Source organism: uncultured Altibacter sp. (assembly GCF_963972995.1).
GTDB lineage: Bacteria > Bacteroidota > Bacteroidia > Flavobacteriales > Flavobacteriaceae > Altibacter.
In genome coordinates, this window is sequence record NZ_CAXAXI010000001.1 from 1 (window position 1) to 20458 (window position 20458).

Consider the following 20458-nt stretch of genomic DNA (forward strand, 5'->3'; position numbering starts at 1 on the left):
GATTTAGTTTTATGAGCAAGGGACCCGTTTCGGCCTATGCCTTGCTGTTGCCTTTCTTGATTTCCTTCGGAGTTGTCTACAAATATAAACGGTTAAAGCAACGAATTTTACCGCTGTTCGTTTTCCTGTTGGTTAGTATTGCATTATCGGGATGGTGGCATTGGTATACGTACACCTATGATCCCGAAGCTGTTGCCGAGATCACGCGCAGGGAAACAGAGAATTGGACCGGTTATAATGTGCGTCCGTTCTATTATTACTGGAACTTCTTTACACAAAGCGGTGTGTGGACCATTCCCGCCTTTATCGGATTGCTGTATCCGTACCTCAAAGATCGCGTGTTCGATAAAAAAGGCTATTTGTTCACACTTTTATGGACTCTGGTTTCTGTAGTGCTCCTATCTGTCATCCCCGAGAAGAAATCGCGATATCTGCTTCCCGTACTCATTCCGTTGGCGCTGAATACCGCTTTTTATATAGAATATCTCTTTCGAAGATTTTCAGAAATAAAAAACAGACGTGAAACGTGGCCTGTCTATTTCAATTTCGGATTGATTGCGAGCATCGGCCTCGTATTTCCATTGGCGGGATATTTCCTTCTGAAGGATTCCTTAGCCGGTAGATGGCTCTGGTTTGTATTGCTTTCTATAAGTCTTTTGGGCATTGGTCTTCTGCTGTTTAAACATCTTTTCCGAAGAAACATTCGAGCCGTTTTTTATCTTACCATAGCTTTTATTGTGGCCGTGATCTGTTTTGGAATGCCTATGGCCAAAGCCCTTACCGTAAATCCGGACTACAAAGGATTTTCCCAACTGCGGAGCTGGCAAGAGGAAGAAAACCTGACCGTGTACGAATATTCTTTTGTAACCCCCGAGCTGGTGTGGGATTACGGCGGTAAACTCCCGGTCCTGCAAAAAGAAGGATCCATAAAACTGCCCGATGAAACACGTTTTGGTGTGCTGGTCACCGAAGAAGAACGAACTTCTTTTGAACTAACATTTTCTCATTATACCCTTCGGAAAGTGACTCGTTACGATATGAACGCAAAAGGGAAAGAAGATGCTTCACACAAAACTCGCTTGTGGCGCGACCTCTATCTGGTTACAAAGCCGAAGTAGTGCGCCTGCGATACCACAATTGAAGTTTGAAGAAAAGCAAACCCAATATTCCTCCAACAGCCATTCCCGTGATCACATCCAAGGGATAATGTACCCCTAAGTATATTCTGCTATATCCTAACAACACTGCCCAAAATAGGAGCAGAAAGGGAAGATATCGGTACCATCGGTGTAGTAATAAGCCTGTGAAGACGGCCGTCGCCATGGAGCTGGCAGCATGAGCCGAAAAATAGCCGTATCGACCACATCTTTCGGCAGCAAATCGTATGGTCGCCTGTAACTCTTCAACTTGGCACGGTCGCGGACGCTGAATGCCATATTTAAACAGGTTTGCCAGCTGATCGGTTGCAGTGATCAAGAGCGCTGCAGTAACAGCAATCACGGCGGTTCCCTTTAGACCATATTGCTTGTAAATTAAATACAATAAAATGGCATAGAGCGGTATGGAGGTCCATTTGAGGGTTACGATCTGCCAAAAACCGTCCCATGGCTCACTTCCCAAGGAGTTGAGCCATGTAAAAAGTTCGGTATCCCAACGCAGCAGTTCTTCCATGCAACTTAATTATCTTCGTATCTGGCGATCTCTCGATCGTAGAATTCTGTTGCTTCTTTGATGTAGTTCTCGGTCTCTGCCTCCAATTCTTTTTGGTCGTGCTGATCGAATTCCTCCAACCACTCGACCTCATCGTTCTCCAAGTTAATAATGAAGCGAGGAAATTCAGTATGAATCACAAAGATCGCCGTAGGATAATCTGTATTGTCGCCAAGCAAGTATTTAGGAAAGTCCATAGTTATAATTTAAGAAGGTATCTGTGCGTGATCATTTTCTGAAAGGATCAATTGTTTTGAAAGATAATTAAATCTGATGAATAATAACAAAGCCGAAACCGTTAGCCCCGCCAACAAACCGATCCATATACCCGAACTGCCATAATCACTGTACATACTTAAGTAAAATGAGATTGGAAATCCTACCAACCAATATGCAACAAAAGTAATCACCGTAGGAATCTTTACATCCTGCATTCCCCGAAGTGCTCCTAATGCGACCACCTGAACCGCATCGCTAATTTGAAAGACAGCTGCAATTAACATAAGCTTGGAAGCGATAGCGACCACTTCAAAATTATCGGTGAAATTTGTTAGGTCATCATAATCCAAATATAGTTTTGGCAGCGCTGTGTTGAACAACATGAACAGCACTGCGAATACCATAGCCATTAAGGTAGTTAATAAAAAAATAGAAAAAGCAATTCGTCGCAATTCTCTAAATCGGTTCATTCCCTTTTGGTTACCAATACGTATCATTGCAGCGACGCTGAAGCCCATGGCCACCATGAAAGTCATGGAAGACAGGTTCAATGCAATCTGATTGGCTGCCTGAGGATTCTTGCCTAGAATTCCGGATAGCCAAATAGCAGCTGTAAAAATGGCCACTTCAAAGAACATTTGCATAGCAGAAGGAAAACCTAAATTGATCACCTTTTTAAGCATGTTTTTAGTAAGCGTAAAGAACTTAATTTGGGTCACATATGCTCTCGCTTTGTAGTGCTTGGAAAGTAAATACCAAAGGTAGCCCAACATGATGAGACGTGAAGCCAAGGTCCCAATGGCAGCACCTACGACTCCCAATTCGGGGAATCCAAATTTCCCAAAGATGAATACATAGTTGAGCAAGACATTTACAACGTTTGCAGCAATGGTCGCATACATGGGATAGCGGGTTAAAGATAAGCCATCGCTAAATTGCTTGAAACCCTGAAAAACGATAAGCGGAAGTAAGGAAACTGCTACCAAATTGAGATACGGCATGGCTAACTCAACTACTTCAGGCGGTTGATTCATAGCGTACATGAGCGGCTTGGCAAGAAAGACCATTAACACAAGTGCAATTCCTAATACCGTACATAAAAAAAGGCCATGCTTAAAAGAAGATTTACCTTCCGCAAAATCACCTTTACCATCAGCCTCCGCTACCAATGGGGTGATAGCCGTTGAAAACCCGATTCCTAAAGACATGGCGATAAACATAAAACTGTTTCCCAAAGAAACAGCGGCTAATTCTGCCGTCCCCAATTGTCCTACCATGATATTATCTACCAATGCAACCAAGGTATGCCCTAACATTCCCAAAATAACAGGGGTCGCCAGAGAAAGGTTGTATTTAAACTCTTTGGTGTAATTTGAAAGCAAGGCAGGTAACTTTAGAAAGTGCTAAGGTAGAAAACACGTCTTTTTAATCGCATAAAAGTTCTTTATATTTATCATTTAATTATCGATATCATGCAATCGAAAGCAACGACACCGGATCAATACATTGAAGAACTCCCTGAAGAGCGAAAGAAAATCATTTCAAAATTAAGAAGCACAATACTGGAGAACCTACCTAAAGGTTTTGAAGAAACCATGGCTTATGGCATGATAGGTTATGTCGTTCCGCACGCTAAGTATCCTGAAGGATACCATTGTGATCCCACACAACCGCTCCCGTTTATGAGTCTTGCCTCTCAAAAGAATCACATAGGATTTTACCATATGGGAATCTATAGTGATCCAAAGTTGCTAGATTGGTTCACTTCGGAATATCCAAAGCACGTTTCCGGAAAATTAGACATGGGTAAGAGCTGTATTCGTTTTAAGAACATGAACAAGATCCCCTATGAATTAATAGGTGAGCTTGCGGGCAAAATGACAGCCGATGCGTGGATAGCGCGGTACGAGAAAGTGATCAAGAATTAATTCTTGACCGATGACATTTCGGTCTTCGTCCCGTATTTGTCCATTAAATAGACCAAACTAGCCATGGCGGCACCTCCCAATTCCAATTCCCGTTTATTGACCGCATCGAAGGTATCGTTTGCAGCGTGATGGTGATCGAAATAGCGTTGGGAATCCGGGCGAAGTCCTGCCAGAACGATTCCATTGTCCTTTAACGGACCTATATCGGCACCGCTTCCCCCTTTTTCAAAATAGTGAATGAGGTAGGGTTTAAATAACGGCTCCCAACTTTTAATCTGCTTAAAATTGGCATCGTCGGTATCAAAAGAGAAACCTCGCGGTGTAAATCCTCCGGCATCACTTTCTAAGGCAAATACATGCTGTTCCCTTTTTAATTTTGCTTCTTCGGCATATTTATTCCCACCCCGCAATCCGTTTTCTTCGTTCATGAATAGAACCACCCGTATGGTGTGTTTAGGTGTATAATTGATTTTCTTAAACAGCCGCAGTACTTCCATGGACTGTACACATCCTGCACCGTCATCATGAGAACCATCCCCCAGATCCCAAGAATCCAAATGACCTCCAACTACAATATATTTATTAGGATACACGCTACCTGTCATTTCACCAATGACATTATAGGATTGTACATCGGGGAAGGTCTTGCAATTTTGCTTAAAATAGAATTGAAGATCCGGTTTCAGTTTTAAGGCACTACTAAGGTATTCGGCTCCATTCGTACTAATGGCACAGGCCGGAATACGCTGCTCTGCAGGAAGATCCCCATAGTTCATAGTTCCCGTGTGTGGAAGATCGTCCATACGTAAATTCATAGAGCGCACCACAACGCCCACAGCACCGTATTTTGCAGCCTCCATGGCTCCGGAATACCGTTGGTCTACGCACCCTCCATACGCTTCGAACGTATGAATGAGATCTGCTCTCATGGGCCGGTTGTAAAAAACGATCTTTCCTTCGATGTTTTCTCTTCCGTAGCGCGCAAGATCTTCAATGCCTTGTACCTCGATCACTTCAGCTTTAAGACCTCCGTCGGGTGTGGCGACAGATCCTCCTAATGCACAAATATCTGCTATGGACGTAATTCCGGGTGCTGTTTCAATATACGAATATTCCGGCAGCCCTCGGGTCCATTTGGGAACCATGACAGGCTGCAACCAAACCCGGTCGAGACCCAGTTCTTTCAATTCGTTTTCTGTATATTTTACGGCACGTTCAGCCTCGAGGGAACCCGATAAGCGACCTCCAATCTCATTAGATAAGTAGTCCAACCATTCATAGCTTTTGCCATCCAACAAGGCCATGTCGAATATAGAGCGAATCTTCAGTGAATCCTGTTCAAAATTGGTTTGGGCAATACTTTCAGTAATAAACAACAGGCCACATACAGCCAGTAGAAGCGTTCTCATAGGGGATATTATTCAGTTCGTAATTGTTCTTTGTATTCAGAGAGTTTGGCTTTCACCTCATCGTCCAGTTCCGGTTCTTTAATATCGTTATATTCCTTCAATGCATTCAGAAGTATGGAAGCTACCAACAAACGTGCCGTAGGTTTATCGTCTGCCGGAATATTGTACCAAGGAGCATGCTCTTTAGAAGTACGATTTAAAATATCTTCATAACATTTCATGTATTTGGGCCAAAGCTTTCGCTCTTCCAGATCGCCGGGGGAGAATTTCCAATTCTTGTTGGGTTTGTTGAGGCGACGGAGCAGTCTATTTTTTTGCTCATCTTTTGAAAGATTCAAAAAGAATTTAAAAATGAGGGTGCCATTTTGAGCGATGATCTTTTCAAAGGCATTGATCTGTTCAAAACGCCTGTCCCAGAATGCTGAATCTATATCATCTACCGATTCGATTCCCGGAAGGTATTCTCCCAGAATATATCCCGGATGTACTCTGGTGACCAGGACATTCTCGTAATGTGTTCTATTGAAGACACCAAACTTACCTCGAGCCGGTAATGCGATATAATGGCGCCATAGGAAATCGTGTTTCCGTTCCAGTTCGGTAGGTACCTTAAAACTGTGTACCACGACCCCTCGTGCATTGAAATCTTTGAAAACTTCTCGTATCAAACTGTCCTTTCCGGCAGTATCCATGCCCTGTAAACACACTAAAACAGCATACTTACCGTGAGCATACATAGTATCTTGCAGGTCACCCAATTTTTTTCGGATATCCTTAAGCTCATCTTCTATGGTCTTTTTGGAAGCTTCCAGATCCAGGCGGGTGGGAAGGTCTTCAATAGTTACGGATGTTGTGATCTTGTGTGCTGAAACGTTTAAATTCTTCATACTTTGTTACTTGGAAGCGAACAATTTCACGTCCTGCTCGCTTACTTCCGATCCCCCTAAGATAATCAATCGTTCAACAACATTGCGTAATTCTCGAATATTCCCCGTCCAATCGTACTCTTGAAGCAGTTTTAAAGCTTTTTCTGAAAACTTTTTATTGGAGGTTCCATGCTCCTCGGCAATCTTTTTCGCAAAGTAGTCTACAAGTAGCGGAATGTCCTCCCTGCGTTCGTTTAGCGCCGGCACTTTAATAAGGATCACCGCCAAACGGTGATAGAGGTCTTCCCGAAAATTCCCTTCTTCAATTTCTTTTTTTAAGTCTTTATTAGTCGCAGCGATCACACGCACATCCACTTTAATGTCCTTATCGCTACCCACCCGCTGTACCTTATTCTCCTGCAACGCTCGCAGCACTTTAGCCTGTGCTGAAAGGCTCATGTCTCCTACTTCATCTAAAAAGATCGTACCGCCATTAGCGGCTTCAAATTTTCCGGCACGGTCTTTATTTGCCGAAGTAAACGCCCCTTTTACATGTCCGAACAGTTCACTCTCAATAAGTTCACTGGGTATGGCGGCGCAATTCACTTCAATCATAGTTCCGTTAGAGCGATCACTCTTTTGGTGTAACCAATGCGCAACAAGTTCTTTTCCGGTGCCATTGGGTCCTGTGATCAATACCCGGGCTTCGGTAGGAGCCACTTTCTCAATCATTTCCTTTATATGGGAAATAGCCTTGGACTCTCCCACCATCTCGTAGTTTTTGCTTACTTTTTTCTTGAGACGCGTATTCTCAACTACAAGTTCCTTACGATCTAGTGCAATACGAACGGTATTGAGCAACCTGTTAAGATCGGGTGGCTTAGATATGTAGTCGAAAGCGCCTAAGCGCATCGTATTGACCGCAGTATCCAGATCGCCATGTCCGGAGATCATTACAATCGGGATTTCGGGTTTTATTTTCTTTACAGCCTCAAGGACTTCCACCCCATCCATTTTAGGCATTTTTATATCGCAGAGTATGAGGTCGTAATCCTCCTTTTTTATAAGTTCGATACCTGATAGTCCGTCCTCTGCTTCGGTGACCTCATACGTGTCACTTTCTTCGGAAAGAATTTTAACAAGTACCCTTCTAATGGCGGCTTCGTCTTCAATAATTAAGATTTTTGGCATGCTAGTATTTAAATTTTATTCCACCCCGAATGTAAAAGGTGTTTTCATCGTTAATAATGTATGCGGTCTCTCTATCGTTATCGCGTAAACGGAATTCGTTGTGAACCGAATGTGCACCGTAGGCGTAGAATAGCAAATGTTCTGTAAAGAAATGTTCATACCCCAAACCGGCGATCACGTTCGTCATGGAAATATTTTCTCCCAGTACCGGATTTCCGGGAATATTGATGTTGTTTTGAACATTTCCGAAGAAATTGTCCAATGTTACAAAAGCCTGCAACGCATCTTTATGACTGTTGTTGAGGTAGTGCCGCACGTTGGTTTTCGGAACCCCTAAGGTATAGGTCCAATTAGGATGGAATTCTTTATAATAATTAATGAGCGGTAACGGGAAATTCCTTCCGGGTGTTGTAGAATAAGTAAGCCCAAGTATCCACCTGTAAGGCTTCTCGATAGAATCATTCTTCATGTCTTTGATGGCATAGACTGCTCCGTGATAGATGAAATCATCACTCACCAGATCGCCTTCAAGGTTGGACTGTATCTGAACTCCGGCTTTGAACCCTAAACGCCAATCGTTCTCCAACTTATATGTGTAGCCGATATATCCGTCCATTTGCTGTACAGAGCTTACTAGGGAAGGGTCGAAAGGCACATCTTCTTCAATGCGAATGTCAACATACCTGTATTCCAGACCAATCACCAAGAACTTCCCGCTTCCCACCTTTAAAGGAATAGGCGCTTGAACTAAGGCACGATACCTGCTAATTGAATTGTTTGAATTGCCAAAAGGGATGTGAAGGTATTCGATACGAGCCAGATCGGTGGTCTGACTAAAAACAAGGGAATTAAAGGTGTAAAAAAAGGCGCATACTACTAAGAGCTTTTTCATAAAATCGTGTGTCAATCTTTCCCCATGTTGGAGGTGAGATCTGTGTTAAGTGAGTTTGTAAATAAGTGAACATCTCTTTGCGGGAACGGAATGGTAATATTGTTCTCTCTGAAAAGTCCATCGATTCGAAATCGAATCTCACTTTTGATCCGTGGGTCCACAAAGCTGTCGTTTATAAAAAACAACACACTAAAGATAAGAGCAGAATCCCCAAAATCTTCAAACATTACGAAAGGTTTAGGATTTTTTAACACACCTTTTTGAGTTGCAACACTCTCAAGTAATAATTTTTCAACCAAGCGCGTATCACTTCCGTAGGCTACGCCCACTCGGACAAATTCACGGGTGGTTCGATGGTTTTGAGTATAATTGAAGATCGTATCGGAAATGAATTTGTGATTGGGTATAATAACGATCTTATCATCCCGGGTTAGCGCCCTTGTAGTGCGCAATTTAATGTCGATAACACGCCCCACCTTACCATCAACTTCAATCACATCTCCAACCAAGAGGGATTTATCTACAATAATAAAGATCCCGCCAATAATATCTTGAAACAGGTCTTGAAGTGCGAGTCCCACCCCTACCAGTAAGGCAGCCGAAGCGGCGAGAAACGGAGTAATATTAATACCTGCTACGCTAAGGACAGCAAACACCACAATAATATAGGTGACGTATTTTATAAACTTAAAGACACTTATGAATTTAAGTTTATCGGTCTCCTCCATCTTTCGGGTGAACAGGATACGTATCCATTTGAGTAGAAAGCTGGCGATAAGGAAAGAAATAACTACCAGAATCAACAACCCAATGGTAATATCGATCTGTTTTTCGCCTTCACCAAAATGAATTCCGAGTTCCAAAAAATCTTGAATAGCCCCCCAGATATCTTCTTTGACTACTTCGGAAATCTTCTCTGTTACTTTTTCTTCCTGCATGTATGTTAATACTTAAGCCACTTGATCAATTCCTTATAACTTGGTTTCTTACCGTACATCAAAATACCTACACGGTAGATCTTAGCGGCAAACCAAACGGTCCCAATAAAAGTAGCAAATAAAATAACAACCGATAGTATTTGTTGCCACATGGGCACTCCAAAAGGAATTCGCATTAACATTACAACGGGAGAGGTGAACGGTATATAGGAAAATACTTGAGAGACGGTTCCATGCGGATTTTCAATTACCGTAAAGAATCCCACATAGACGGCTAAGATCAACGGCATTAAAATTGGGAGCATAAACTGCTGTGTATCTGTTTCACTATCTACAGCAGCCCCAATGGCAGCGTAAAGAGATGCATATAGAAGATAGCCCCCAATAAAGAACAGGATGAACATGACGATTAAATTTGCAAGAGGCAGATTGGCGATCTCCATAATTACATCCTGGGCGACACTTTCCATACCACCGCTTTCGATCATTTCCTGTTGCGGACTCGGCACTGCCGACGGGTCAATACCCAGTATGGATGTTACCACAGCGCTAAGCACCCCTATAAGGATCACCCATGCTAAAAACTGCGTAATTCCTGCCAAGGTCGTTCCGAAGATCTTTCCTAAAAGTAATTTTATGGGCTTAACTGAAGAAATAATCACCTCAATTATGCGACTGGTCTTTTCTTCGATCACACTGCGCATGATCATGTTTCCGTAGATAATAATGAACATGAAAAGCAAGTATCCCGCAGCACCGCCAAACGCCAATTTAAGTCCCGATCCCAGTTTTGATGTTTCTTCTCCCTGAAAGGTCTCCAGATTGGCGTCAATTCGAATACGGAGGTCTTTAATGGTTTGTGCATCGATACCGGCCTCACGCAGCTTCAGTGTATTCGTCCTTTCTTCAATGGCATCTTCAATATCATCCATAACGATAAGGGAAGGTGAATCTTCAGAGTAAAATGTGATCGCTTTGGAAAGATCGTCAATAGTGGCTGTCTTCGGAATATATAAAAGACCATAATCGCTGTTCTCTTCGGAAGCGCTTTTCGCCTCCTCCAACGATGTGTTGGACAACAGTTTGAACTGAAGACTGGGTGTATCTGTAAATTGGTCTGTAAAGAGACCGCTTTCGTCCAATACCGAAATAAACTTCACCTTATCGTTATTGAGTTGCGAAAGATATGCTACCAAGGTAAAGATCCCCACCATAATTAGCGGACTTAAGAAGGTCATGATGATAAAGGACTTATTGCGAACTTTATTGAGGTATTCTCGTTTAATAATGAGAGACAAATGGTTCATAAGGCAAATTAGTTTTTTTGTACCGTTTCAATAAAAATATCGTTTGCTGAAGGAATCACCTCCACAAAATGCGTAAGCTGTCCCTGTGTAGTGAGGTAGCTTGCCAGATCGTTGGGTGAGGCGTGTTCCGGAATTTTGATCTTATACTGTAGTTCATTATTGATACTTTTAAAGGTAGCCGGTGAGACTTCAAACTTCTCGTGCAGTTCGGCAGTCACAGCCTCCGGGTTTTGCGTGTGCAATCCTACTTCGAAGGTATTGGATTTATACGCTCGTTTGATATCAATAAGTTTTCCGTCTAAAATTTTGTTGGATTTATGAATAAGTGCAATATGATCGCACATTTCCTCTACAGATTCCATGCGGTGTGTGGAGAAGATCACGGTCGCACCTTCGTTTCTAAGTGTAAGGATCTCGTCTTTGATGAGGTTTGCATTAATAGGGTCGAAACCACTAAAGGGTTCATCAAAAATAAGCAACTTAGGCTGGTGCAATACCGTGACAACAAACTGTATCTTTTGTGCCATCCCTTTGGAAAGCTCTTGTATCTTCTTGTTCCACCAATCGCCAATATCGAGACGATCGAACCAATATTTCAAACGAGTTTTTGCTTCTTGATGCGACAAGCCCTTCAATTGTGCAAGATACAATGCCTGCTCCCCCACCTTCATGGATTTGTACAAGCCTCGCTCTTCCGGAAGATAACCTATATACTGAATATGATGGGGTTGTAAGGGCTCTCCGTCTAAGAAGACCTTACCTGTATCCGGCATAGTAATTTGATTAATGATACGAATGAAGGTAGTCTTTCCTGCTCCATTTGGACCTAAAAGTCCAAAAATACTTCCTTTAGGAACTTCGATAGAGACATCATTCAGGGCTTTGTAATTTCCAAATGTTTTAGAGACATTCTGTGCTACTAAGAGTTTTTCCATATGCTGTGATGCTAGGCTATAAAGATATTGATTTGTTATTGAAGCCGTCGGCTTGAGAAATGTAAATTCCTATAGTTTGTAAACATAATGATTGGTTCGTTACAGTTTTTGAACGACTATTATTAAAAACAAAACCCACCCTCTTAAAAAAAGAAGGGTGGGAAAAAAATTGCTATGAAAAAGAAAAATTATCGCTAAAAGATATAGCGATACTCAAATATATGTAAAAAAAATGAAATATTAACTTTTAGTTAAGAAAACATATCTTTCACTTTTTCAAAAAATGATTTGTCTTCCTTCTCTGGCTTAGGTTGAAAATGATCGTCCTTTTCCATCTTTTCAAAGAATTCCCGTTGTTCTTTGGAAAGGGATTTTGGTGTCCAAACATTTATATGAACCAACAGATCTCCCGCACCATAGCCATTCACGCTCGGTATTCCTTTGCTTCGCAAGCGCAAGATCTTTCCGCTTTGCGTACCAGATTCGATTTTGATTCTCACTTTTCCCGTAACCGTATCGATCTCTTTGGAAGCTCCTAAGGCTGCTTCAGAAAAACTTATATATAAATCGTAATGTAAATTATCCCCCTCTCGTTGCAGGGTTGGATGCGGTTTTTCTTCAATCGCCACTAATAGGTCGCCGGCAATACCGTTTCCAGGTGCGTCATTACCCTTCCCAGAAACTTTCAATTGCATACCATCTACAACCCCTGCAGGGATCTTTATAGAAACCGTTTCTTCACTTACCAGCATCCCCTGTGCATCGGCATTGGCTGGTTTCTTTTCAATTACCTGTCCGCTTCCTCCACAGGTACTGCACGTAGCAGAGGTTTGCATACGTCCTAGTATGGTGTTTTGAATCCGTGTTACCTGCCCTTGGCCGTTACATGTGCCACATGTGGTGTAAGTAGTCCCTTGAGCTACTTTCTTTCGCTTTACTTTTATCTTCTTTTCTACTCCGTTGGCGATCTCTTCCAGTGTTAATTGGACACGAATACGCAGGTTGCTCCCTTTCACGGTTCGGCGACCACCACCAAATCCGCTAAATCCACCAAACCCACCGCCGCCAAAAGCACCTCCAAAGATATCTCCAAACTGACTGAAAATATCTTCCATGTTCATGCCACCGCCGCCAAAACCACCACCTTCAAAAGCTTGATGGCCAAACTGGTCGTAACGGGAGCGTTTATTAGGATCGCTGAGCACTTCATATGCTTCGGCAGCTTTTTTAAACATTTCTTCCGCTTTCTCATCGCCCGGATTCTTATCCGGGTGAAACTCGATCGCTTTTTTTCGGTATGCTTTTTTTATTTCGGCCGTTGTGGCTCCTTTAGAGATCCCTAAAATTTCGTAATAATCTTGTTTCATCTTATTGTCCTATAACCACTTTTGGATAGCGAATGATCTTTTCACCCAATGTATATCCTTTTTCGATCACATCAATGATCTTTCCTTTTAGCGCATCTGAAGGGGCCGGTATTTGTGTCACAGCTTCATGAATTTCGGCATCGAACACATCGCCTTGATTTGTCTCAATAGGGGTTAACCCTTTTGAACGGAGCGTTTCTTTAAGCTTATTGTTTATTAATTCCACCCCCTTATAGAGATTATCGTCTTCAGATTTCTCGATCTCTTTCAAGGCTCTGTCAAAATCGTCCATGACAGGCAACAGTGCGACCATCACATCCTGACTTGCCGTTTTGAACAATTCAATACGCTCACGCCCTGTGCGCTTCTTGTAATTTTCAAACTCGGCGAAGAGGCGTAAGTATCGATCTTTTTCGGCCTCGAGATCCTTTTGAAATTGTTCCATAGAGTCCAGCGGCTCCACGTCTTTTTCGGTCTTATTTGAATCTTCTAAAGATGCATTTCGATCTTGTGTTTGTACTTCTTCTTCGGCCACAGCCTGTTTGTTCTTATCTTTCTTACTCATAGATGAAGTTCTTTTCAATTTCTTTCAGAAGGAAGCAAAAGTACTGCCATTTGTGGTAAAATGTCAAAATGTCACCGTCTTATTTTAATAATTCCTTAAGAGGATTTGCTCAATGAATTAAATACATTTGTGGTTTAACCTAGTAACAAACTAAAAGAATGAATAAACTAATTTTAAAGTTCGCTGTCATAGCATGTATTACTACAAGTCTCGTGGCCTGCAAAGGAAACGGTAATGAAGCCAATACCACAGAAGAACAAGAGGTAGCAGAAGCTACCACCGAAGCAACGCAATACACGATCAATACCGAAAAATCGGTGATTAAATGGGTAGGTGCCAAACCTACAGGTTCACATAATGGTACGGTAAAATTAGCTTCGGGTACACTTTCTGCAAACGACCGTGATATCCAGGCAGGTAATTTTACGATCGATATGAACTCAATTACCGATCTGGATCTAGAGGGTGAGAAAAAAGCAAATCTAGAGGCGCACTTAAAAGGAACCGTGGAAGGTAAGGAAGGCGATTTTTTCAATGTCACGCAATACCCAACAGCTACTTTTGAGCTTACTGAGGTAGAGGGTGAAGGTGGAAACATTACTGTAAAAGGAAATCTTACCATCAAAGATGTGACCCATAATATAGAGTTTCCTGCAGTGGTATCCTTTCCCGGAGATGACGTCTTCTTAAAAAGCAAACCATTCTCGATCGACAGAACGAAATGGAATGTAAATTACGGTTCTAAGTCTGTTTTTGATAATTTGGGTGACCAATTCATTAACGATGAAGTAGAATTGGTAATTGAACTTCACGGAAGTAAATAAAAAATTTGAAAATTTATGCCATTTTTCGGGCGGCCTTAGGCCGCCCGAACTTGTTTATAATAGATCGTCAATCGCATTCTCCAAGTTGTAATATTGAAATATATACCGGTGTTCTTCGATCTTCCGGGAACTTACCAATTGTCCTTCGAGAACGATTACTGCCATTTCGCCCAAAGCAAGTCGAATTAGAAAACCGGGTACATTGGGCAACCAGAGCGGTTTTTCGAGTTTAGAAGCGATCTGTTTTGTCAATCTTTTGTTAGTCACCGGATTGGGTGCTACTGCATTAAAAATGCCTTCAAGCTCATTCGTGAGAATGTGATAGTAAATCCCAACGATATCGTCAATATGTATCCAAGATTGCCACTGATTTCCGGAACCCAAGGGAGCTCCCAACCAAGATCTAACGGGGGCTGCGATTTTTGGCAAAGCTCCATCTTCGGCAGAGAGGACAACGCCGGTTCGCACTTTGGTCACTTCCATTCCCAAGCTTTTAAACTGATCGGCTGCGGCTTCCCAGGCCAAAACCACTTCGGCCAAGAAAGTATCATCGACCTCTTTATTTTCTTCGGTATATAGTTTAGTTTTTGAATTGGGGTAGATACTTACACCACTAGCCGAAATAAAATGTTTGATGTCATGTTGGATTTGCTGTAGGGTTTTAAAAATAAGGTTAGCGGTGTGAGTCCGGCTCTCCATAATCACCTTCTTGTAGCTCTTTGTCCATCGTTTGGACACGGTTGCCCCGACCAGATTTACAATGACCGACACCCCTTGAAATGCCTCGGTGTCGACTTCATTCTTTTCAGGATCCCAATAAAAACCTTTATAACGCTCCTTATTCTCAAGTTTATCTTTGCTGGTGGTCAAATAATGCACGGTCATCCCCTGTTCTATACATTTCTCCGACAATCTGCTACCTATAAGTCCGGTAGCACCCGTGATCAAAATCTTCATAATTTTTTTTATTTAAATTACAAAGAAGAAGAGTAATCTACAATGGGTTTAACGCAACATTATGAGTAAAGGAAAAGGTCTTCTAAAATGTGAATTTTTACATCTCAATCTGAGCAAAAAATAGCACCCCTAAAGGCGCGTAACATGTGAGAGAAAACTCGAATGTTCCTCACCTAACGGCGCGTAACATTTCACGTTTACCGGGAGGACCTGCAAGTCGTTCTACGGTAAAACCAACAGCTTGCATCGCTCTTCGAACACTTCCTTTGGCTGCATAGGTCACCAAGGCACCACCGGGTTTCAATGCTTTATACATGTTTGAGAAGATGGACGCTGTCCAAAGTTCAGGTTGTACGCGTGCTCCAAAAGCATCAAAATAGATAAGGTGATAGCGTTGGTTCTCATCGATCTCCGAAAACTTTTTTTGCTGCTTTCGCAGGGCAAACCCCGGTTCGATTTGAAAAAATTCTTCCCAAACCGTTTCGTGCAAAGCCTGAAAGGTGCTAAACGGAACGGATAGTAGTGCCGGGTAGTTCAATTTTTCTACTTCGGAAGTTGCCACGGGATAGGCTTCGACACCCGTGTAATTGATAGTGCGGGAAAGGGTTTCGGCTTCCACGACCGTTAGCAAAGCATTCAAACCGGTACCAAAACCAATTTCTAGGAGTTCAATTGTCTTTTGATCTGGGTGTGCTTTCGTAAAATAATGTAATCCAGCACGAATAAAAACGTGCTTTGCTTCGGCAATAGCACCGTGTTTGGAGTGGTATTGTTCATTCCATTCCGGCAAATGGATTGTTACCGACCCATCTGCCGTAGTAAGGAATTCACGTTTCAAAACTATTGTTTTTCTACTTCAGAAGTAGCTTCCGTAGGGATCAAAACTCCCGAAGATATAAATGATAATGTACGTTTAGGCTCTGTAATGGCAGCAATCTCTTCCTTCGACTTTCCGGCATCTTCGGCATAATGACGTTGCTCTTCCACGCTCATCTCTTCTACAAAGGCTACCCCATCAACGATCACCATCTGCCCTGCAATATCTTTCGGCATAAAGAAACCGTAGTCCTTAAATTTAACCATAGCCTCTTCTTCACCCATATCCATGCGCATCCAGCACCCTTTGTTCTGGCACACTTCTTTTACTTGGGAAGTGAATTTTACAGCCACCGTATCGCCGGGTTTTAAGCTCTTATATTTTTCAACGATTTCATCTTGCGACATCACATTGGCATCGGTTATCTCTTCACCAAACGAATGGTATGCCATTTCGACTGTATCGGTTTCGGCGACCGGGGTCTCTTTTTTCTTATCTTCGTTACAACTTGCCGCGATGAACAGGAGCATCGCCAGAATCAATAAATTTTTCATGGTACTTGTTTCAGAATTGTATGAACTATTAATATACTGCAATTTTATTACTTTTTTTGATTTTTTATGGTCTAAATTTTCTATAATTTTGTGGACTAAACATCCTACCCATGAATCATACTACCGAGGACAACATAGCGGTTAAAAAAAATACAAGTTCGAGAATACATGAAGTTGATTTTAACAATCTTGTTTTCGGAAAGACCTTTACAGATCATATGTTCGAATGTGATTATAAAGATGGCGCTTGGAGCCAGCCTGTTATTAGACCCTTCGGACCGTTAACGATCTCACCTGCTGCCAAGGTGTTTCATTACGGACAAGCAGTTTTTGAAGGGATGAAAGCATATAAGGACGACCAAGGCGATGTGTTTTTATTTCGACCGGAAGAAAACTTTAAACGAATCAATACGTCTGCCAAGCGATTGGCCATTCCCGAATTTCCCAGACATCTGTTCTTTGAGGCATTGCACAAATTGATGGAGCTAGATCGTGAATGGATCAAACCGGGGGCGGGTAATTCTCTGTATATTCGTCCGTTTGTGATGGCGACAGAAGCCGGTGTTTCGGCCTCTCCTTCTACCGAGTATAAGTTTATGATTCTATTATGTCCTGTGAATGCCTATTATACGGGAGACGTAAAAGTTGTCATTGCCGAAAAATACAGTCGGTCTGCAAATGGCGGCGTAGGTTATGCGAAAGCTGCCGGAAATTACGGCGCACAGTTCTACCCTACCAATTTGGCGCGTGAAAAAGGATTTCAGCAAGTGATCTGGACTGACGCCAATACGCACGAATATTTAGAAGAAGCCGGAACGATGAATGTTTTCTTCAGAATCAATGATACCCTCATCACAGCGCCTACCGGTGATAGGATTTTGGATGGGGTTACCCGAAAGAGCGTGATCGCTTTGGCAAAAAGGGACGGTATCACCGTAGAAGAGCGTCCGCTAAGTGTTACAGAACTAGTGAATGCTTCCAAAGATGGTTCACTAAAAGAGATCTTTGGTTCGGGAACTGCCGCGGTGATAAGTCCGGTTAGTGCGTTTGGGTACAAAGAAGATGTTTACGATATTGCAAAGGTAGCGGACTCGTATGCAGTTCGATTTAAAAAAGCCCTTAATGATATTCAATACAACCGCAGTGAAGATCCGTTTGGTTGGCGGTATAAGATCTAACAAAGCTTACTGTTAAGACTCAAGAATCGACAGAATATCGGGCTTGAAATACCCGGGACCCTTCAAAACTTTTCCGTCTTCCCTGTAAATGGGTTTACCGTCGGCTCCAAGTTTGCTCATATTACTGCGCTGGATCTCGTTAAACACTTCTTCGATCTTATGTTGCATGCCATGCTCAATGATGGTACCGCAGAGAATATAGAGCATGTCTCCCAAGGCATCTGCCACTTCCACAAGATCATTACTGTTAGCTGCTTCCAGATATTCTTCATTTTCCTCACGCATTAGTTCGTACCTGAGGAGATTCTTCTTTATACCGAGATCGGCGGTAGGCTGTTGTTTTATTCCCAATCCGAAGGCTTCGTGAAATTCTTGGACAGCGGCAATTTTATTTTTCATAGATAGGAAGGATTAGGTACGGTTTCTTATGTATATGTATTGTATTTTTGCATTTGTAAAACTACAAATTTATGTTTACTACCAATCAGTTAATTTTTGCGGTCTGCTTCTTTACTGCTTTTGTGATCTTAATGGTAATTAGCTACAGAAAGGATCGTAAACTACACAAAAAACAATACAAAGGAAGTCTTTGGGTCTTGGTTGGATTTATGGTATTCGTAGGCTTGTTATTGCTTGTAAAGTCGGTTTTAAAGCATTAAAAGAGCCACCCGGAGGTGGCTCTTTTATAAATACTGTAAGAAATGGTCTAATTCTTCTCCGGCAAATTACTGTACTCTTTAGAATACATCAACATTTGCTCTTCAAAAGATGCAGGCTGCTCCATAACAAAACTCTCGATCTCTCCGGCATCATTCATCTTAGGCACAATCACCGGATTAACAAATCCGCTATAAGGCGCCGAGGTGAATTTCTCATTACGTTCCAATACTTCGGCATGTAGAGTCTGGTCTACCTTCACACCGTAATCTTCCACAAGTGCTTCTACCGCCGCATAGTCCCCTTCCGATTTGATTCGTTGGGTCTCTCGTAGCAATTCTCCGAAAAGCTCGTGTAATTTGTCGTAATCATTAATATTGTAATAGGTCTTACCGTCTCGTGTTACTTTCTCGATCACATTCTCGGCTTTTCCTTTTTCATACGCCCAAGCCGAAACCCACTGACGGTTACGCATGTGAGCCTCTTCCACATCATCTCCTAAGTTCAAACGAATCAATTGGGTCATTAAACCATTGCGAATATACCCGTCATAAGCAGCCATCCCCACTTTTTTCCAGTCGTCCACCAATCCTAACTCCTGCAATTTAGGGTTGTACAAATAGTAAAGTCCTACAAGGTCGGCGCGCCCTTCTTCTAAAGTGGAAGCGTAATTCTTTAGGGTCTCTTTGGTCTCACCCACACCCGGGTTCAATTGACCTGAAGCATGACCGATCACTTCGTGCAAAGCGGTGTGTAATTTATCCCCTATTTGACCGTATTCCTTCTCCAAAGCCAGTTCTTCTTCATCGTGGACAAATTCTTCGAGACGACCCGAACTTCCGGCATTATTGTAGGCTTCTATGATATTTCCTAAAGAAACCGATTTGCTTCCAACGGCTGCACGAATCCAGTTGGCGTTAGGTAAGTTCACACCAATAGGTGTACTTGGGGAAGCATCACCTGCTTCGCCGGCCACGTTTACAACTTTATAGGTCACCCCTACTACATTTTTCTTCTTATGCTCATCCATCAAAGGTGAGTTGTCTTCAAACCACTGCGCATTTTCAGAAAGCACCGCCATTTTTTGGGACATGTCGAAATCTTTAATCTGCACGATGTTCTCGTAAGATCCTCGATATCCTAGCGGATCGTTATATACTTCAATAAAGCTATTGATGTAGTCGATGTTTCCTTCAGTTGCTGCAGTCCATGCCACATTATAGTCATCCCAAGTTTGAAGGTCTCCCGTCTTATAGTATTCAATCAACAATCCAATAGCATCGCCTTGCGCTTTGTTCTCTGCAACCTCTTGAGCTTTCTCGAGCCATTCAACGATTCGGTCGATGGCCGGGCCATACAACCCTCCCGATTTATATACTCTTTCCTTAAGTTGTCCGTTTTCCTTTACTAATTGAGAGTTTAAACCAAAAGACAACGGCTTGTCCGGATTGGGAGATTTCTTTTTACTGTAGAAAGAGATCACATCCTCATTGGTCACATTGGGACCGTAAAAGTTTACCGCAGAAAGCGCTACATTATCCACACCTTTTGCCTGATTCACTTTTTTTGAATCCTTATCGTTAAAGATCACATCAAAGGCTTCACCCTCTAAGGTCGTATTGGTTTCGGTGAGTAAGGTACGCAGATAGTCGGCCGAAAAATCCGGCTTCAACTTATCATTGGAGTAATGATGATGGATACCGTTAGAGAACCATACTCTTTTAAGATAAATCTCGAAGTTTTTCCAGTACTCTGTAGTTTTATCCCCTTCATAAGTAGTATATATTTTCTCCAGTGCATTGCGAATCGTCAGATTATGACGGTAGTTTTGATCCCACATGATATCACGACCTTCTAAACCGGCCTGTACCAGATAATACACTAATTTTTGTTCATTAAGTGACAACTGCTCCCAGCCGGGAACTTGATAGCGTAGAATTCGCAGGTCAGCAAACTGATCTACATTATAGTCGAAATCGGTCGTTTCAACCGTAGCAACTTCTTGGGGTTCTTTCTTGTTCTTGTCATCGCCACAAGAAAAAAACAATAACCCACTCATAGCCATGGCTATAAAAAAAGTATTCTTCATTTGAAAGTTTTATTGGTTTTCAGCAAATGTAGCAAAATATTAAACGTTAAAATTG

General features: G+C 42.2%; 22 protein-coding genes. 5 read left to right on the top strand and 17 right to left on the bottom strand.

All coding sequences use genetic code 11. The features are described 5' to 3' along the window. On the top strand, positions 1-1118 hold a 1118-nt coding region (locus AACZ11_RS00005; protein WP_290625927.1), incomplete at its 5' end, for a hypothetical protein. On the opposite strand, the gene AACZ11_RS00010 is transcribed toward AACZ11_RS00005, so the two are convergent. From AACZ11_RS00010 to AACZ11_RS00020, 3 genes are read right to left on the bottom strand one after another with little or no spacing between them, the layout of a single operon-like run. After that, the gene (locus AACZ11_RS00010) at positions 1102-1671 is read right to left on the bottom strand and encodes a phosphatase PAP2 family protein (RefSeq protein ID WP_290625928.1); all 570 of its coding nucleotides are present in this window, start codon (positions 1669-1671) and stop codon (positions 1102-1104) included. The two genes, AACZ11_RS00005 and AACZ11_RS00010, sit on opposite strands and share 17 nt — an antisense overlap. 5 nt (positions 1672-1676) lie before the next feature. Then, positions 1677-1907: a hypothetical protein gene (locus AACZ11_RS00015; protein WP_290625929.1), complete on the bottom strand. Its 231-nt coding sequence runs from the start codon at positions 1905-1907 to the stop codon at positions 1677-1679. A 9-nt stretch (positions 1908-1916) separates the two neighbouring features. Beyond that, entirely contained in the window at positions 1917-3311 is a 1395-nt protein-coding gene (locus AACZ11_RS00020; protein ID WP_290625930.1) for an MATE family efflux transporter, read from the bottom strand. 90 nt (positions 3312-3401) lie between these two features. Between AACZ11_RS00020 and AACZ11_RS00025 the strand changes: the two genes are divergently transcribed. Beyond that, a complete protein-coding gene (locus AACZ11_RS00025; protein ID WP_290625931.1) occupies positions 3402-3857 on the top strand; it encodes a DUF1801 domain-containing protein in 456 nt (151 codons plus the stop codon). Here the strand turns inward: AACZ11_RS00025 and AACZ11_RS00030 are convergent. The 9 genes from AACZ11_RS00030 to AACZ11_RS00070 all read right to left on the bottom strand — a co-directional run bounded on the left by AACZ11_RS00030 (position 3854) and on the right by AACZ11_RS00070 (position 13327). Further along, positions 3854-5266, bottom strand: a complete 1413-nt coding sequence (locus AACZ11_RS00030; protein WP_290625932.1) for a M28 family peptidase — start codon at positions 5264-5266, stop codon at positions 3854-3856. The two genes, AACZ11_RS00025 and AACZ11_RS00030, sit on opposite strands and share 4 nt — an antisense overlap. 8 nt (positions 5267-5274) lie before the next feature. Continuing rightward, the gene (locus AACZ11_RS00035; RefSeq protein ID WP_290625933.1) at positions 5275-6153 is read right to left on the bottom strand and encodes a PPK2 family polyphosphate kinase; all 879 of its coding nucleotides are present in this window, start codon (positions 6151-6153) and stop codon (positions 5275-5277) included. A gap of 6 nt (positions 6154-6159) precedes the next feature. Further along, the gene (locus tag AACZ11_RS00040; protein WP_290625934.1) at positions 6160-7323 is read right to left on the bottom strand and encodes a sigma-54 dependent transcriptional regulator; all 1164 of its coding nucleotides are present in this window, start codon (positions 7321-7323) and stop codon (positions 6160-6162) included. A 1-nt stretch (position 7324) separates the two neighbouring features. After that, a complete protein-coding gene (locus AACZ11_RS00045; RefSeq protein ID WP_290625935.1) occupies positions 7325-8215 on the bottom strand; it encodes a DUF6268 family outer membrane beta-barrel protein in 891 nt (296 codons plus the stop codon). An 11-nt stretch (positions 8216-8226) separates the two neighbouring features. Continuing rightward, entirely contained in the window at positions 8227-9153 is a 927-nt protein-coding gene (locus AACZ11_RS00050; protein WP_290625936.1) for a mechanosensitive ion channel domain-containing protein, read from the bottom strand. 5 nt (positions 9154-9158) lie between these two features. Continuing rightward, entirely contained in the window at positions 9159-10460 is a 1302-nt protein-coding gene (locus AACZ11_RS00055; protein ID WP_290625937.1) for an ABC transporter permease, read from the bottom strand. Positions 10461-10468: 8 nt separating this feature from the next. Continuing rightward, positions 10469-11395, bottom strand: a complete 927-nt coding sequence (locus AACZ11_RS00060) for an ABC transporter ATP-binding protein (protein ID WP_290625938.1) — start codon at positions 11393-11395, stop codon at positions 10469-10471. 251 nt (positions 11396-11646) lie between these two features. Continuing rightward, positions 11647-12762 carry a molecular chaperone DnaJ gene (gene dnaJ / locus AACZ11_RS00065; RefSeq protein WP_290625939.1) on the bottom strand — a complete coding sequence of 372 codons (1116 nt, stop codon included), beginning with the start codon at positions 12760-12762 and terminating at the stop codon, positions 11647-11649. Between the two features lies 1 nt (position 12763). Beyond that, a complete protein-coding gene (locus tag AACZ11_RS00070) occupies positions 12764-13327 on the bottom strand; it encodes a nucleotide exchange factor GrpE (protein ID WP_290625940.1) in 564 nt (187 codons plus the stop codon). Positions 13328-13485: 158 nt separating this feature from the next. Here AACZ11_RS00070 and AACZ11_RS00075 point away from each other — a divergent pair, with 158 nt between their 5' ends. Further along, positions 13486-14151 carry a YceI family protein gene (locus tag AACZ11_RS00075; RefSeq protein WP_290625941.1) on the top strand — a complete coding sequence of 222 codons (666 nt, stop codon included), beginning with the start codon at positions 13486-13488 and terminating at the stop codon, positions 14149-14151. Between the two features lie 54 nt (positions 14152-14205). On the opposite strand, the gene AACZ11_RS00080 is transcribed toward AACZ11_RS00075, so the two are convergent. The 3 genes from AACZ11_RS00080 to AACZ11_RS00090 all read right to left on the bottom strand — a co-directional run bounded on the left by AACZ11_RS00080 (position 14206) and on the right by AACZ11_RS00090 (position 16479). Then, positions 14206-15108, bottom strand: a complete 903-nt coding sequence (locus AACZ11_RS00080; RefSeq protein WP_290625943.1) for a TIGR01777 family oxidoreductase — start codon at positions 15106-15108, stop codon at positions 14206-14208. Positions 15109-15277: 169 nt separating this feature from the next. Then, complete coding sequence (mnmD, locus tag AACZ11_RS00085) at positions 15278-15946, bottom strand: tRNA (5-methylaminomethyl-2-thiouridine)(34)-methyltransferase MnmD (RefSeq protein ID WP_290625945.1); 669 nt, start codon at positions 15944-15946, stop codon at positions 15278-15280. 2 nt (positions 15947-15948) lie between these two features. Further along, complete coding sequence (locus AACZ11_RS00090; RefSeq protein ID WP_290625947.1) at positions 15949-16479, bottom strand: DUF4920 domain-containing protein; 531 nt, start codon at positions 16477-16479, stop codon at positions 15949-15951. A gap of 110 nt (positions 16480-16589) precedes the next feature. On the opposite strand from AACZ11_RS00090, the gene AACZ11_RS00095 reads away from it, so the two are divergent. Next, complete coding sequence (locus tag AACZ11_RS00095; protein WP_290625949.1) at positions 16590-17657, top strand: branched-chain amino acid aminotransferase; 1068 nt, start codon at positions 16590-16592, stop codon at positions 17655-17657. A gap of 12 nt (positions 17658-17669) precedes the next feature. Here AACZ11_RS00095 and AACZ11_RS00100 read toward each other — a convergent pair whose 3' ends face one another. Then, the gene (locus tag AACZ11_RS00100) at positions 17670-18056 is read right to left on the bottom strand and encodes a nucleoside triphosphate pyrophosphohydrolase family protein (protein WP_290625951.1); all 387 of its coding nucleotides are present in this window, start codon (positions 18054-18056) and stop codon (positions 17670-17672) included. 71 nt (positions 18057-18127) lie between these two features. Here AACZ11_RS00100 and AACZ11_RS00105 point away from each other — a divergent pair, with 71 nt between their 5' ends. Continuing rightward, positions 18128-18316 (top strand): hypothetical protein, encoded by a 189-nt coding sequence (locus AACZ11_RS00105; protein ID WP_290625952.1) that lies wholly within the window; start codon positions 18128-18130, stop codon positions 18314-18316. Between the two features lie 47 nt (positions 18317-18363). Here AACZ11_RS00105 and AACZ11_RS00110 read toward each other — a convergent pair whose 3' ends face one another. After that, positions 18364-20403 carry a dihydrofolate reductase gene (locus AACZ11_RS00110; RefSeq protein ID WP_290625954.1) on the bottom strand — a complete coding sequence of 680 codons (2040 nt, stop codon included), beginning with the start codon at positions 20401-20403 and terminating at the stop codon, positions 18364-18366. Positions 20404-20458: the final 55 nt, after the last annotated feature.